Origin of the sequence: Streptomyces laurentii (assembly GCF_040635425.1) — a bacterium.
In the GTDB taxonomy this organism is placed as follows: Bacteria; Actinomycetota; Actinomycetes; order Streptomycetales; family Streptomycetaceae; genus Streptomyces; species Streptomyces laurentii.
The window spans coordinates 37,488-54,353 of the sequence record NZ_JBEYHT010000037.1 but is presented as its reverse complement, the minus strand read 5'-3'; the positions used below and the strand labels follow the sequence as shown (position 1 = coordinate 54,353).

The following is a 16,866-nucleotide window of genomic DNA, read 5'->3' as shown; positions in this document are numbered from 1 at the left end:
GCCGCCCGGCACGAAAGGGACGGGCGGCGGGATGGTGGTCGTTTCCTCAGCGGGCGTCGCCGGCTTCGCCAGCGCCGGTGACACCGGTGGATCCGGTGGGTCCGGTACGCCGGCGGAGCTTCGGCCGGGCGCGCTGCGTGCCGTCGCCGAGGCGCGCGGCGAGCGCGGCGACCGTCGGGGACTCGAAGAGCGCGGCCACGTTGAGGTGCGTGCCGAACCGGGTGCGGACCCGGTTGAGCAGTCGGGTGGCGAGCAGTGAATGGCCGCCGAGGTCGAAGAAGTTGTCGTGCACGCCGACCCGCGGCGCCTTCAGGATCTCGGCGAACATCGCGCACAGTGCCGTCTCGCGCTCGTCCCGGGGCGCCACATAGGCGGCGTCGGAGGCGCCGGGTCCGGGCGCCGGCAGCGCCTTCCGGTCGACCTTGCCGTTGCCGGTCAGCGGCAGCCGGTCCAGGGTGACGAACAGGCTCGGCACCATGTAGTCCGGCAGGGTCCGGGCGACGTGCGCCCGTACGGCGGCCACGTCCACGTCCGCCGGTACGAGGTAGCCGACCAGCCGCTCCTCGTCCGCGGTGACCGTCGCGTGGGCCACGTCCGGGTGACCGGTCAGGGCCGCTTCGACCTCGGCCGGTTCGATCCGGAACCCGCGGACCTTCAGCTGCGCGTCGACGCGGCCCTCGAACTCCAGCACCCCGTCGGGCCGGTACCGGGCGAGGTCGCCCGTCCGGTACATGCGCCCGCCGGCCGGACCGTACGGATCGGCCACGAACCGTACGGCGGTGACGTCCGGCTGGTACGCGTAGCCCCGGGCGAGGCCGGTCCCGGTCACGTACACCTCGCCCGGCACCCCGGGCGGCACCGGCCGCAGCCGCTCGTCGAGCAGATAGAGGCCCGTGTGGTCCATCGCCCGGCCGATCGGCACCGTCCGGGCGGGGGCCGTGCCGATCGGGTACCAGGAGGAGATGATCGTGGTCTCCGTGGTGCCCCAGGCCGCGGCGACCGCGGTCCGTGGCGCGTGGGTCACCAGGTCGGCGACCGACGCGGGCGACACCACGTCACCGGCCATCCAGACGAGGTCCAGCGCGGCCAGCGCCGGCCGGGCCTCGGCCACCATCAGGTTGAACAGGGCGGAGGTGAAGACCGCGGTGGTCGCCTTCCCCTCCACGATGGTGCGGGCCAGCACCTCGGTGTCCAGGTCGCCCTCGGGCGCGATCACCACCCGGCCGCCGGTCAGCAGGGGCAGCCAGATCTCGAACGTGGACGGGTCGAACGACGTCGGCGAGTGCATCAGCGTGTCGGCCGGACGCAGCCGTCCCCAGGCGCGGTCGGCGACGAACTCGGCGACCGCGCGGTGCGGGACGCTGACCGCCTTGGGCGTACCGGTCGAGCCGCTGGTGAACATCGTGTACGCGGTGAGGTCCGGGTGGGTGGTGACCGCGGGGCCGTGCTCCGCGGCGCCCGGCGAGGGGGCGACGACCGTGACCCCGGTCAGTTCGGTGGCCGGTTCGGCCGTGACGAGCAGCTTGGCCCGCATGTGGTCGACCATCCGCTGCTGCCGGGCGAGCGGCGCGGACGCGGGCAGCGGAAGGGGGCCGCCGCCCGCCTTGATCACGGCGAGGACGGTCACCAGGTAGTCGATGCCGCGCGGCTGGCGGATCGCCACCGGATCGTCGGGCGCGCAGCCCGCCGCGGCCAGCGCGTGCGCCAGATGGTTGGCCCGCCGGTCGAGGTCCCGGTAGCTGATCGACCGGTCGCCCTCGACGGCGGCGATCACGTCCGGGGTGGCGGCGGCCTGCCGGGCGAACAGGACGGCGAGGTCCTCGTCGACGACCGGCCGCGCGGTGTCCTCGCTCCAGTCCGGCAGCGCGGCCCGCCGTTCGGCGGCGGAGAGCAGGTCGATGGCCCCGATCGGCGCGTCCGGATCGGCGACGGCCGCGTCCAGCACACGCAGCAGCCGGTCCATCAGCGCGGTCACGGTGTCCTGGCCGAACAGGTCGGTGCGGTACCGCACTTCACCAGTGATGCCCTCGGGCACCCGGCCGTCCCCATGGTGCTCGACGAAGCTCAGGTTGAGGTCGAAGTCGACCGGGCCGACCCGGATCGCCTCGACCGCGCCCTCCGCGGGTGCCGGCGACACGTCCACACCGGACAGCGTGAACGCGGACTCGGCGTTGTTCTGCATCACGAGCATGGTCTGGAAGAGGGGGTGCCGGCTGAGCGAGCGGGCCGGGTTGAGCGCGTCGACGATCCGGTCGAACGGCAGCTCCTGACGGGCGTACGCGGCCAGGTCCAGGTCCCGTACCCGGCCCAGGAGTTCGCGGAAGCTCGGATCCCCGGTGGTGTCGGTCCGCAGGACCAGGCTGTTGACGAAGCAGCCGACCAGGTGGTCGAGGCTGTCGTCGCTGCGCCCGGCCACCGCCGTGCCGAGCGGGATGTCGGTACCCGCGCCGAGCCGCGTGTAGAGCGTCGCGAGGGCGGCGTGCAGCACCATGAACAGCGTGGTGTGCGTGCCCCGGGCCAGGTCCAGCAGGCCGGCGTGCAGCGGAGCGGGCAGGGTGACGGGCAGCAGCGCGCCCGGCAGGTCGGAGGAGTCGGGCCGGGGGCGGTCGTAGGGGAGTGCCAACTCGGTCGGAAGGTCTGCGAGTTGCGTTGTCCAGTACGTCGAGAGGGCCTCCCCGGCCGGTCCCGCGAGCAGCTCGCGCTGCCACAGCGTGTAGTCGGCGTACTGCACCGGCAGCGGGCGCCGGACCGGCGCGTCCCCGCGCAGGCGGGCGGCATAAGCCTGGGTCAGGTCGTCGGTCAGCGGGGCCAGGGACCAGCCGTCGCCCGCGATGTGGTGCATCACCAGCAGCAGCGTGTGCCGGTCCGGGGCGGTGCGGAACAGGTGGAGCCGCAGCGGAAGTTCGGTGGTGAGATCGAACCGGTGACCGGCCGCGGCCGTCAACTCCCGGTCCAGGTCGGCAGGATCGACCTCCGCGACCCGCAATACCTCGCCCGGGTCGACGTCGTCGAGGATCTGCTGGCCGGGCACCCCGTCGTCCTCGGGGAAGCGGGTACGCAGCGTCTCGTGCCGCTCCAGGAGGTCGCCCACCGCGGCGCGCAGCGCCCCGGTGTCCAGCGGCCCGTCCAGGCGCAGCACCAGCGGCCAGCCCAGCCCGTTCCACCGGGACACGAACCACAGCCGCTCCTGGGCGTAGGACAGGGGCAGCGGCTCGGGCCGTACGGCCGGCAGCAGCGGGGGGCGTGGCTGGCCCGTCCCGGGAGCGAGGCCGGGACCGGAGCCGAGCCGGGCGCCGAGGGCCGCCGCCGTCGGGGCCTCGAAGAGGTCGGCGACGCTCAGGTCCGCCCCCAGATGGGTGCGGATCCGGTTGACCAGGCGGGTGGCGAGGAGCGAGTGACCGCCGAGGTCGAAGAAGTTGTCGTGGACGCCGACCCGGGATCTGCCGAGCAGCTCGCCCATGAGCGCGACGAGGTTCTCCTCGGCGGGGGTGCGCGGTGCCAGGTAGCCGGTGCCGGCCGCGAACTCGGGCTCCGGCAGGGCCCGTCGGTCGATCTTGCCGTTGCCGGTGAGCGGCAGCCGGTCGAGGACGACGCAGGTGCTGGGCACCATGTACTCGGGCAGTGTGGCGGCGAGTCGGCCGAGGACACCGGCGACGTCCAGAACGGGGACGTCCGGGCCGGTGGCCGCCGGCCCCGTGGCCTCCCGATCCGTCGTGCCCGGATCTGTGGTGTCCGGACCCGTCGTGCCCGGATCCGTCGTGTCCTGGCCGGGCGCGCCGTCCGGCACCAGATAGGCGACCAGTCTGCGGTCGCCGCCCCGGTCCACGTGGGCGGTGACGAACGCCTGCGCGATCTCCGGCAGGGCCGTGAGCGCGGACTCGACCTCGGCGGGCTCGACCCGGAAGCCGCGGATCTTCACCTGGCTGTCGGCCCGCCCGACGAAGTCCAGGGTGCCGTCCTTGCGCCACCGGGTGAGGTCGCCGGTGCGGTACATCCGGCCGCCGGCCGGCCCCCACGGATCGGCGAGGAACCGTTCGGCGGTCAGGTCCGGCTGTCCGGCGTACCCGCGTGACACCCCCGACCCGGCGATGTAGAGCTCGCCCGGGACCCCGGCCGGCACCGGCTGGAGCCGCTCGTCGAGCACGTACAGCCGGGTGTTGTCCATCGGGGAGCCGATCGGCACCCGGCCGGGGACGGCCCGCGCGTCGCCGGACATCGAGAACCGGCTGGAGCAGGTGGTGGTCTCGGTCGGACCGTACAGGGCCCGGACCGTGAGGCCGGGGTGACGGTCGAGCACCCGGGCGACCGCCGCGGGCGGGACGACGTCGCCGCCGGTGAGGATCTCCCGTATGCCCGTGAAGCAGTCCGGGTTCTCGGCGAGCGCCGCGAACAGGCCGGAGGTGAGCCAGACCCGGTCCACCCCGGACGCGGCCACCGCGCGGGCCAGCCCGGCGTCGTCGAGGTTCTCCTCCGGGGCCACCACGACCCGGCCGCCGGTCAGCAGCGGCGTCCAGATCTCGTGCACCGACGCGTCGAATCCGGTGGCGGAGTGCATGAGCACCGTGCCGTCGGCCCGCCAGAGCCGGTCGCGGACGAACCCGGCGGCGTTCCGGTGCGTCAGGACGACGGCCTTGGGTCTGCCGGTCGAGCCGCTGGTGAACATCACGTACGCGGCCTGGTCCGGATGCGGGTCCGCGCCGGGCGGCTCCGACGACGTGTCGTCCGTCGGCGCCAGCACGGTCAGCCCCGCCAGGTCGGGCGGTACGTCGGCGTCGTCCCGGTCGGTGACCAGCACGGTGGCGCCGACCTGTTCGGTCATCTGCCGCAGCCGGTCCGCGGGCGCGGTGGACGGCAGCGGCAGATACGAGCCCCCGGCCTTGAGCACCGCGAGCATGGACACCACCAGGTCGGCCGAGCGTCGCTGCAGCAGCGCCACCGGCCGGTCGGGGGCGGCGCCCGCCGCGACCAGACGGTGGGCCAAGTGGTTGGCGCGCCCGTCGAGTTCGGCGTACGTCAGGGTGACCGACCCGGTGACCGCGACCGCGTCGGGGTCCGCCGTGGCGCGCGCGGCGAACAGCCGCGGGAGCGACGCGTCCGGCAGCGGCCGCACGGTGTCGTTCCAGCCCCGCAGGAGGGTGTCGCGCTCGTCGCCGTCGAGGATGTCGAGCCGGCCGAGGCGCTGGTCGGGGTCGGCGACGACGGACCGCAGGACGCGGACGAACCGGTCGGCCAGCGACCGCACGGTGTCCGGGTCGAAGAGCCCGGTGCGGTACACGATCTCGCCGATCATGCCGTCGGCGGAGCCGTCGCGCCGATAGGAGTCGGTGAGGTTCAGGAAGAGGTCGAGCTGCGCGGCCGACGGCGTCGACCGGACCATCTCGACGTCCAGGCCCGCCAGTTCGAAGTCGGCGCCCGCGTTGTTCTGCAGGACCAGCATGGTCTGGAAGAGCGGATGGCGGCTGAGCGAGCGGGCCGGGTTGAGCGCCTCGACGAGCCGGTCGAAGGGCAGTTCCTGGTGGCTGAGGGCGGCCACGTCGTCGGTCCGGGTACGTTCCAGGAGCTCGCGGAACGTCGGGTCGCCCGCGGTGTCGGTGCGCAGCACCAGGTCGTTGACGAAGAAGCCGACGAGGTCGTCGAGGCTGTCGTCGCCGCGCCCGGCGACCACTGTGCCGAGGGGGATGTCGGTGCCCGCGCCGAGCCGGCTGAAGAGCGCGGCCAGAGCGGCGTGCAGCACCATGAAGAGCGTGGTCCGGCTCTGCTGGGCCAGCGCCAGCAGACCGGCGTGCAGCGACGCGGGGATCTCCATCGGGAGCAGCGCGCCGTCGTGGTCGGCGCCGCTGGGCCGGGGCCGGTCGTAGGGGAGGGCCAGCTCCTCCGGAAGGTCCGCCAGATAGTCACGCCAGAACGCGCTCTGCTGCTCCTGGTACGCCGGAGTGAGCAGCCCGCGCTGCCACAACGCGTAGTCGGCGTACTGCACCGGCAGCGGCTGCCAGGTGGGCGCGGCGCCCGCGGCCCGCGCCGCGTACGCGGTGGACAGGTCCCGCGCCAGCGGCCGCATCGACCAGCCGTCGCCCGCGATGTGGTGCAGGACGAGGACCAGCACGTGCCGGTCCGGCGCGGTGCGCAGCAGCCGGACCCGCACCGGTGCGTCGGTGGTGATGTCGAAGGGCTGCCGGCAGACGGTCCGCACGGCCTGGTCCAGGTCGGACGCGGGCACGTCGAGCACCTGGACCAGATCCCGCGCCGGTACGTGGCCGAGGATCCGCTGGTACGGCTGTCCGTCCTGCTCGTCGAAGACCGTACGCAGCGACTCGTGCCGCGCCAGCAGGTCCCCGACCGCCGCCGTCAGCGCGGCCGGGTCCAGCGGGCCGGTCAGCCGCAGGACGACGGGCAGGTTGTAGGTCCAGCCGAGCGGGTCCGTCCGCTGGACGAACCACAGGCGCTGCTGGGCCCAGGACAGCGGCACGCGGTCCGGCCGCGGCGCCGCGACGATCGCCGACGCCTCCTGCCCGGTGGTCTCGGCGATGGCGGCCGCGAGCCCCGCGACGGTGGGCGCGGCGAACAGCGTGTCCAGCCCGAGCCGGACGCCGAAGGCGCCCCGGATCCGGTTGAGCAGCCGGGTGGCGAGGAGCGAGTGGCCGCCGAGGTCGAAGAAGTTGTCGTCGATGCCGACCCAGGCCCGGTCGAGCAGTTCGGCGGCGAGCTCGCAGAGCAGCTTCTCGCGGGAGTCCCGGGGCGCACGGCCGGACGTGTCGGCGCGGAAGTCGGGGGCGGGCAGCGCCGGGCGGTCCAGTTTGCCGCTCGCCGTCAGCGGCAGCGCGTCGAGCACCATGAACGCGGAGGGCACCAGGGAGGACGGCAGCCGTTCCTTCGCCCAGTCGCGCAGGGCGGCGACGAGCAGCCCGCGCCGGCGGGTGGCGATCGGGTCGTTGGTGAACGGGGCCGCGGCGTCGGACCCGGGGCGCAGATAGACGCCGTCGAGCACCGGCGAGCCGCCGGCGGCCGGGAAGAGGACGTCGACCAGGTCCGGGCCGTCCGCCGACCAGGTGACCACGGCCGTACGGTCGTACGCCTCGGCCAGCGCGTGCCAGTCCTCCGGGTCGACCTGGTCGCCCGGCCCGTCGAGCGCGGCGCGCGTGACCTCCACCGGCGCGTCCGCCCGGACCGAGCGCGCGGCGGCGACCTCCCCGGCGACGCGGGCGTTGCGTACTCCGGTGAGCCGCAGCGCGGTGCCGTCGGCCAGCCGCGCGGCCAGGTCCTCGGGACTCCGGGCGTCGAGCCCCCAGCGCACGCGCGGGACCTCCGACAGGTCCTGCGCGGCGGCGCCGTCCTTGTGCAGCACCACGTCGTAGCGGTGCCCGGTCAGTTCGTTGTGGTCGGCGCCGCGCTTGAGCCGTACGTCGACCGCGCCCGCGCCGACGGTGCCGAAGAAGCCCGGGTCGATCAGGAGTTCCTTCTCCAGGGTGACAGCCTGCTCGATCGCGCGGCGCAGCACCGCGGGCTCCGGAGCGCGGTCGGCGCCGAGCTGCCCGAGCCGGACGCCGGTCCACATGCCGTCGACGAGCGGCAGACACCGGACGTCACCGACGAGCAGCCGGCCGCCCGGCGCGAGCAGAGCGAGGAGCTTCGTCAGCACGTCCCGCAGATATCCCTCGTGGGGGAAGTACTGCACGACCGAGTTGACGATGATCGTGTCGAAGTGGCCGCACGGCAGACCGGTGGTCACGTCGGCGGCCTGCGCCCGCAGGGTCACCTTCCCGGCGAGGTCCGCCTCGCCCGCGAGCCGGTCGCGCAGCCCCTCGATCGCGGGCGCCGAGTAGTCCGTGCCCCAGTACTCGTCGACCCGGCCGACCAGCGGCGTCAGGATCAGGCCGGACCCGACGCCGACCTCCAGGACGCGCCGGGGCGCGAAGCCGAGGACGCGGGCGACGAACGCCTCCCGCCAGCGGGCCATCTGCTCGACCGGGATGCCCTCACCGGTGTACGTGGAGTTCCAGCCGGAGAAGTCGGAGCCGAAGCCCGCGTGGTCGGAGGCGTCGTAGAACGTGTCGTAGATCTGCTGCCACTCGTCGACATGCCCGTCGGCGTTGCCGTCGTCGCCGTCCGTCGTGTCCCCGGCGACCAGATAGGCGGCGAGCCGCTTCTCGCCGGCCTGGTCCTCGTGCACCACGACCCGGGCCTGCTCCACCGCCGGATGCCCGGCGAGGACGGCCTCGATCTCGCCCGGTTCGATCCGCAGGCCGCGGATCTTGACCTGGTCGTCGGCCCGGCCGCAGTAGGCGAGCCGGCCGTCCGGCAGCTGCCGCACCAGGTCGCCGGTGCGGTACATCCGGGCGCCCGGCGCCCCGAACGGGTCGGCGACGTAGCGCTGCGCGGTGAGCCCGGCGCGGTCGACGTACCCGCGGCTCACCCCGCCGCCCCCGCTGTACAGCTCGCCGATCTCGCCGGGCGGGGTCGGGCGCAGCCGGTCGTCCAGCACGTACAGACGGGTGTCGCCGCACCGGGAGCCGATCGTCGGCGCGTCCGGCCCGGGCACGAGCGGAGCCGAGAGGGTGATCGCCATGGTGGTCTCGGTGGGCCCGTAGCCGTTGACCATCCGGCGGCCGGGGCTCCAGACGTCCACCAGTCGCGGGCCGCACGCCTCGCCGCCGACCATCAGCGCGCGCAGCGACGGCAGTTCGGTGGGCGGTACGGTCGCCAGCACCGACGGCGGGACGAACGCGTGGGTGATGCCGTGGTCCGCGAGGAACGCGGCCAGGTCCTCGCCGGCCAGCGTGTCGGGCGGCGAGACGACGAGGGTGCCGCCCGGGGCGAACGCGAGCAGGACCTCGATGAGCATGGCGTCGAAGCTGGGCGAGGCGAGCTGGGACACCACGCACCCGGGGCCCGCCGCCATCCGGTCCACGAGGTCGGCGGCGAACGGCAGCACCCCCTGGTGCGGGACCGCGACGCCCTTGGGGCGGCCCGTCGAACCCGACGTGTAGATGACGTACGCCAGGGACAGCGGATGGTCCACCGGGTCCAGCTCCTGGGCGGGGTCCGTATCCGTTTTCGGAGTGGCCTCGGGCAGCGCCGCCGCCTCGGCCAGCAGCTCCGACAGCGTCCACTGGGCGGTGCCCGGAGTGTCGGGCAGCCCCGGAAGCACGGCCTCGGTCGTCAGCAGCGCCCGGGGCGCGCTGTCGGCGCACAGGAAGGCGATCCGCTCGGCCGGGTGATGGACGTCGACCGGCAGGAACGCGCCGCCGGCCTTGCCGACCGCGAGCAGGGCGACGATCAGCTCGGCCGAGCGGGGCAGCGCCAGTGCCACCACGTCCTCGGCGCCGATGCCCCGACCGCGCAGCACCCGGGCCAACCGGCCGGCCCGCGCGTCCAGTTCGGCGTAACTCAGCTCGACCGGGCCGCAGCGCAGTGCCGGTGTGTCACCGTGCCGCGCCGCGTGCCAGGCCACCCGGCCGTGCAAGGACACGGACGGATCGGTGTCGGCTGACGGCAAGCGCTCCGGCGAATACGGCATCGCGGCCCTCCATGATCGATATGTGCCGGTGGTCCCCTGCGGGCCGGCTCATGATGGGCGGACGGCGTGTGGTGCGACAACCCCTAGGCAGGGGCCCCAAAACCCCTTGGGACATGGTCCTTTGGGCCTCCGGGACCTTGCGTTCCGGGGAACCGGCCTATCGTGTGCGGCCGATGACCGTCGATGTCTCCCCGGCGCAGGAGGATCCGTGTTCCCGTTGTCATTCGCGCAACAGCGGCTGTGGTTTCTCAACCGGCTCGACACCCGCGCCTGGACGTACAACCTGCCGCTCGCCCTCCGGCTGGACGGTCCGCTCGACACCGCGGCCCTGCGTCTGGCCCTGGGGGACCTGGTGGCCCGGCACGAGAGCCTGCGCACGGTCTTCCCCGAGATCGACGGCGAGCCGCGGCAGCAGGTGCGCGACACCGTCGACGTCACCGAGTTCGTCACCGAGGAGGACATCCCGGCAGGCGAACTCGATGCGACTCTGGACCAGTTGGCCCGGCATGCCTTCGACCTGACGGCGGACCTGCCGCTGCGCGTGTGGCTGCTACGCACCGGCGAGCACCGCCACACGCTGTACCTGGTCCTCCACCACATCGTCGGCGACGGCTGGTCGACGGCGCTGCTCGGCCGCGATCTGGGCGAGGCCTACGCGGCCCGCCGGGCCGGTGCCGCGCCCGGCTGGGAGCCGCTGCCCGTCCAGTACGCCGACTACGCGCTGTGGCAGCGGGAACTCCTCGACGGCCCGGACGGCGCGGAGCTCCTCGCCCACTGGACCAAGCGGCTCGCGGACCTGCCCGACGAGCTGCCGCTGCCGCTGGACCGGCCCCGCCCGGAGGTCCTCGGCGACGACGGCGGCGAGATCCGCCTCGACCTGCCCGCCGGACTGCACGCCCGCCTGCTGCGGCTCGCGCGCGAGTCCGACGCGTCGCTGTTCATGGTCGTGCACGCGGCCCTCGCGGCGCTGCTGACCCGGCTCGGCGCCGGCACCGACATCCCGCTGGGCACGATGGACGCGGGCCGCGCCGACGAGGACCTCGAAGACCTGATCGGCTTCTTCGTCAACACGCTGGTGCTGCGCCTGGACACCGCCGGAGATCCGACGTTCCGTGAGCTGCTCGCGCGCGCCCGGGAAGCCGACCTCGCCGCCCTCGCCCACCCCGAGCTGCCCTTCGACCGGCTCGTCGAGGCCCTCAACCCGAGCCGGGCGCTCAACCGGCACCCGCTCTTCCAGGTCGCCCTGGTCCTGCAGAACAACGCCGCCGCCGCGTACGCGCTCGACGGTCTGACCGTGACGGAGCTGCGGAACCGCGCCATCGCGGCCCACTTCGACCTGTCCGTCAGCTTCACCGACCGGTACGCCGACGACGGCACACCGCTCGACCTGTCCGCGCAGGTCGTCTACCGCACCGACCTCTTCGACCGGGACACGGTCACGGCCTTCACCCACCGTCTGGTGCGACTCCTCGAAGCGGTGGCGGACGACCCGGACCGGGCCCTCGGCGACCTCGACCTGCTGGACGCCCGCGAACGCGAGACCGTGCTGTACGGGTGGAACGGCACGACCCGGCCCGATCCGACGACCGGACTCGCGCAGGCATTCGCCCGGCAGGCCGCCCGGACACCCGACGCACCCGCCGTGTCCGACGCCGAAGGTGTGCTCGGTTACGCCGAACTGGACCGGCGCAGCGACCTGTTGGCCGGCCACCTGAGCCGACGGGGCGTGACGGCCGAGACGCGGGTCGCGATCCTGCAGCAGCGCTCCGCCGACCTGATCGTCTCGATGCTCGCGGTACTCAAGGCCGGCGGCTGCTTCGTACCGCTGCCGCTGACCGCGCCCACCGAGCGGCTGCGCGACATCGTGGCCGGCTCCGGCGCCGAACTCCTGCTCGTCGACGCCCCGTCGCGCGACCACGAACTGGCGACCGGGATCGCGATCGACACCCTGACGGTGACCGGATTCCAGGCGACCGAGGCCGACCGCGCCGCCGTACCCGCCGATGCCGCGCACCCCGAGCAGGCCGCGTACATCATGTACACCTCGGGCTCCACCGGCGCCCCCAAGGGAGTCGTCACCACCCAGCGCGGCGTCCTCGCCTTCGCCCGCGACGCGTGCTGGCAGGACGAACGCCCGCGCCGCGCGCTGCTGCACTCGCCGCACGCCTTCGACGCCTCGACCTGCGAGATCTGGGTGCCGCTGCTGTCCGGCGGCGAGGTCGTCGTGGCCCCGCCCGGCGAGGTCGACGGTGCCGTCGTCCGGGCCGCCGGCCTCACCGACGTCCTGCTGGTCTCCGGCCTCTTCCAGGTCGTCGCCGAGGAGGACCCGGACTGCTTCGCCGGCCTGCGCGAGGTCATGACCGGCGGCGACGTGATCAGCCCCGCCGCGGTCCGCGCGGTCCTGCGCCGCCACCCGGACCTGCGGATCCGCGCCACGTACGGACCCACCGAACTCACCATGTGCTCCGTGCAGATGCCCCTGTGCGACCCGGACACGGTGCCGGACAGCGTCCCGCTCGGCCGGCCGATGGACGACACCGCCGTCTACCTGCTCGACGACCGGCTGCGGCCGGTGCCCGTCGGGGTGATCGGCGAGCTGTACGCGTCCGGAGCCGGCCTGGCGCGCGGATACGCCGGCCGCGCCGGCCTGACCGCCGAACGCTTCACCGCCGACCCCTTCGGCGCGCCCGGCACCCGGATGTACCGCACCGGCGACCTCGCCCGGTGGCGCGCCGACGGAACCCTCGAATTCGCCGGCCGGGCCGACAGCCAGGTGAAGATCCGCGGCTTCCGGGTCGAACCCGGCGAGGTGGAGAGCGTGCTGGTCCGGCACCCGCACGTGGCCCAGGCCCATGTGCACGCCCGCGAGGACCGGCCCGGCGACAAGCGCCTCGTCGGCTATCTGGTGCCCGCCGTCCCGGCGCCCGACCTCGCCGGGATCCGTGCCGCGGCGGCGTCCGTGCTCCCGCCGTACATGGTGCCCGCCGCGCTCGTCCCGCTCGACCAGCTGCCGCTCACCCCGAACGGCAAGATCGACCGGCGGCTGCTGCCGGCCCCCGACGAGGCCGACGCCGGCACGGAGTACGTGGCACCGCGCGACGACCGGGAACGCGCCCTGTGCGCCCTGTTCGCCGAGGTGCTGCGCGTCCCGCGGGTCGGCGTGCACGACGGCTTCTTCGCGCTCGGCGGCCACTCGCTCCTCGCGATCCGGCTGATCAACCGGATCCGGAGCACCTTCGACGCGGACCTCGGCGTGGCGACCCTGTTCCAGGCGCCCACCGTCGCCGAACTCGCCGGCAGGCTCGGCGCGCCGGACGGCGGCGGCCGGATCCCGGCCGTCCCGCGGACCGCCCCGCTGCCGCTCTCGTACCAACAGGAAGGGCTGTGGTTCCTCCACCAGCTCGACCCCGAATCCCCGGTCTACAACGTGCCGTTGGCACTGCGCCTGCGCGGCCGGCTCGACACGGACCGCCTCGCCCGGGTCCTGGGCCGGCTCGTCGCCCGGCACGAGAGCCTGCGCACCCGGTTCGTCGCGGTCGACGGCGTCCCCGTCCAGGTGGCCGATCCCGCCGACGCCGTACCGGCCTCGTGGCCGCTCCCGGTGACCCCGACCCACCCCGACGACGTGCCGCAGGCGCTCGCCGAAGCCGCCACCCGGCCCTTCGACCTGGCCGCCGAATCGCTGCTGCGCACCGAACTGCTGCGGCTCGGCCCGACCGAACACGTGCTGGTGCTCTGCACCCACCACATCATCGCGGACGGCTGGTCGGCGGGCGTCCTGCTCGACGAACTGTCCACCCTGTACGGCGACATGGACGCCACGCTCCCGGCCCTGGACATCCAGCCCGCCGACCACGCGGTCTGGCAGCGCGCCCGACCTGCCGACGACATCCTGGACGAGCAGCTCGGATACTGGCGCGAACAACTCCACGCCCTGCCGGAGTTGGACTTCCCGACCGACCGCCCGCGCGGCACCGCGTCCGGACACCCCGGCGCCACGGTGGAACTCCTCCTCGACGCCGGCCTCGGCGCCTCGCTGCGCCGGCTCGCCGACACCGAACGCGGATCGCTGCTGTCCGTCCTGATGGCCGGATTCCTGGTCGTCCTGTCCCGGCACACCGGACAGGACGACATCGGGATCGGCTCGGTGTTCTACGGCCGCCACCGCCCCGAACTCGAACCGCTGGTCGGCTACTTCGCCAACACCGTCGTGCTGCGCGCCGACGTCGCCGGCAACCCGGACTTCCGCGAGCTGACCCGCCGCTGCGAGCAGGCCGTACGTGGCGCCACCGCACACCAGGACCTCCCCTTCAGCACCCTGGTCGAAGAGCTGCGCCCCGCCCGCGAACCGGGCCGCAACCCGCTCTTCCAGATCAGCCTCACCCTGCACGCCGACGAGGCCGCCGACGCCGCGCCCGCGCTCGGCCCGGTCACCGCCGAACCGCTGCCCGTGGCCGGCTCGGTCGCCCGCTTCGACCTGGCCGCGCACGCCACCGTCACCGCCGACGGCGGACTGCGGCTGCAGGCCGAGTACGCCACCGACCTGTTCGACACCGACCGGATCACCCGGCTCCTCGGACACCTGGGCCGCGTCCTGACCCGGGCGGCCGAGGCCCCCGACACGTCCGTCCACGACTTCGTCCTGACCGGCCCGGACGAGACGGCGCTGCTGCGGCAGTGGAGCGCCGCCCGGCGCGAGGTGCCGGTCGACGCCTCGCTGTGGGACCTGTTCGCCGAACAGGTCCGGCTGCGCCCCGACGCGGTGGCCGTGGTCGCGGGCGACGCACGCACCACGTACCGCGAACTGGCCCGGCGAGCCGAGCGGTTGGCCGCCCGGCTGGCCCATCGGGGCGTCACGCGGGGCAGCCTGGTCGGCCTGTGCGTCCGCCGCGACACCGACCTCGTCACCGGCATCCTCGGCATCCTGCGCGCCGGCGCCGCGTACGTCCCCCTGGACCCCGACTACCCGGCACAGCGGCTGGCGTACATGGCCGACGACGCGGGCCTCGCGGTGGTGGTCACCCAGAGCGGACTCGACGTGCCCGCGGCCGCGCTGACGCTGGACGACGACACCGACGGCGACCTTCCCGTACCGGCCCTGACCGTCACGGCCGCCGACCTGGCCTACCTGATCTACACCTCGGGCTCGACCGGCGCGCCCAAGGCGGTCACCGTCCCGCACGGGCAGGTCGTCCGGCTGCTGCGGGCCACCCGGGACTGGTTCGGGTTCGACGAGCGGGACGTGTGGACGCTGTTCCACTCGTACGCCTTCGACTTCTCCGTCTGGGAACTGTGGGGCGCGCTCGTCCACGGCGGCCGGCTGGTCGTGGTGCCGTTCTGGCAGACCCGCTCGCCCGAGGACTTCCAGCGGCTGCTGGCCCGCGAGAAGGTCACCGTGCTCAATCAGACCCCGGCCGCCTTCCGGCAGTTGGCTGCCGCGAACGAGGAGCGGCCGGAGCGACTTTCCCTGCGGTACGTGATCTTCGGAGGCGACGCGCTCGATGTCGACGCCGTACGCCGCTGGTTCGACCGGCACGGCGAGGACCGGCCGCGGCTGGTCAACATGTACGGCATCACCGAGACCACGGTCCACGTCACGTACTGCCCGCTGACCCGGGAGCTGCTGCGGGACAACACCAGCCCCATCGGCGAGCCGATCCCCGACCTGTCGCTGTGGGTCGTCGACCCGGCCGGACAGCCCGCCCCCCTCGGCGTACCGGGCGAACTCCTCGTCGGCGGCGCCGGGTTGTCCTGGGGCTATCTGCACCGGCCCGGCCTGAGCGCCGAACGCTTCGTCGCCGACCCGTTCGGCGCGCCCGGCGCCCGGCTCTACCGCTCCGGCGACCTCGCCCGGCGTCGCGCCGACGGCGGCCTCGAATACCTGGGCCGTATCGACCAGCAAGTCAAGATCCGCGGGTTCCGGATCGAACTCGGCGAGATCGAGACCGTACTCGCCGCACACCCGCACGTCGACCACGCGTGCGTGACCGTCCGCGACGACCGTCTCGTCGGCTACATGGTGGCCAAGCCGGGCGCCGACCTCGGCGACCTCACGGAACTCCGCGCGCACCTCGCGGCCCATCTGCCCGACTACATGGTGCCGTCCGCGCTCGTGCCGGTGGAACGCATCGGCATGACCGCCAACGGCAAGGTCGACCGGGCCGCGCTGCCCGCACCCGAGACGAGCCGCACCAGCGCGTTCGTCGCCCCGCGCGACGCCACCGAGCGGGCGGTCGCCCGCGTCTGGGCCGGTCTGCTCGGCACCGACCGGATCGGCGTCCACGACAGCTTCTTCGACCTGGGCGGCAGCTCGCTCGACCTGACCCGGCTGCGGGCCGAGATCCGCCGCGAGTTCGGCGTCGAACTGGACGTACGCGACCTGTACGCGACACCGACCGTGGAGAGGACCGCCATGCTGCTCGACCCGTCCCGCCGGAACCCGTCCGGGAAGCCGGACGCGCCGAACCAGCCGGGCCAGGCCGGCGTGTCCCGGACCTCACCCCTCGTACCGATCAAGCCCACCGGCAGCCGGCCGCCGCTCTTCCTCGTCCACGCCGTCGGCGGATCCGTGGTGCCGTACCTGCCGCTGGCCCGCCTGACCGACCCCGACCAGCCGCTGTACGGACTGGAGGACCCCGGCCTCGACGGCGGCCCGGTCACCACCTCGCTCACCGACCTGGCCGCGCACTACGTCGACGCGATCCGTGCCGTCCAGCCCCACGGCCCCTACCATCTCGGCGGCTGGTCCCTGGGCGGTCTGGTGGCCACGGAGATGGCCGGTCAGCTGACCGCCGCGGGCGAACCGGTCGCGCTGGTCGTCATGCTGGACACCGGAATGCCTCCGTACCTGGGCACGGACCTGCCGGACCGCGCGGCCCTCCTCGGCGGCTTCGTCCACGACCTGGCCGGCCAGGCGGGCGTCCCGGCACCCCCGTACGACGAGGCGGCGTTCCACGGCCTCGCGCCGGACCGCCAGGACGAGCTGCTGCTCGACCTCCTGGAGGGCGCCGGGCTCGTCCCGGCGGGCATCCGGGAGGACATGCGGGACCGGATCCGGGTCTTCGAGGCCAACACCCGCGCCCTGCTCCGCCACCGCCCGGGCCCGGTCGACGCCCGCCTCGTCCTGCTGTCCGCCCAGCAGCAGCCGCGCCGGCCGAAGACCCGCCCGTGGCGCGTCCTGGCCCGGCGCGGCTTCGAACTCCACACGGTCCCCGGCGACCACCACACCATGCTGCGACAGCCCCACCTGACGACCCTGGCGGAGAGCCTGCGGGGCATCCTGGAACGGCTGAGCCAGTCCTGAAGCGCGGCCCCGGCCGGGCGGGTTGCCGCCCGGTCCGCCGTCGTACGCT

General features: G+C 74.2%; 2 protein-coding genes. One reads left to right on the top strand and one right to left on the bottom strand.

The features are described 5' to 3' along the window. Nucleotides 1-46: 46 nt before the first annotated feature. Nucleotides 47-9,514, bottom strand: coding sequence for a non-ribosomal peptide synthetase (locus ABZ693_RS22355; RefSeq protein ID WP_359879978.1), 9,468 nt, complete (start codon nucleotides 9,512-9,514; stop codon nucleotides 47-49). Between the two features lie 208 nt (nucleotides 9,515-9,722). On the opposite strand from ABZ693_RS22355, the gene ABZ693_RS22350 reads away from it, so the two are divergent. Beyond that, the gene (locus tag ABZ693_RS22350) at nucleotides 9,723-16,817 is read left to right on the top strand and encodes a non-ribosomal peptide synthetase (RefSeq protein ID WP_359879975.1); all 7,095 of its coding nucleotides are present in this window, start codon (nucleotides 9,723-9,725) and stop codon (nucleotides 16,815-16,817) included. Nucleotides 16,818-16,866 lie beyond the last annotated feature (49 nt).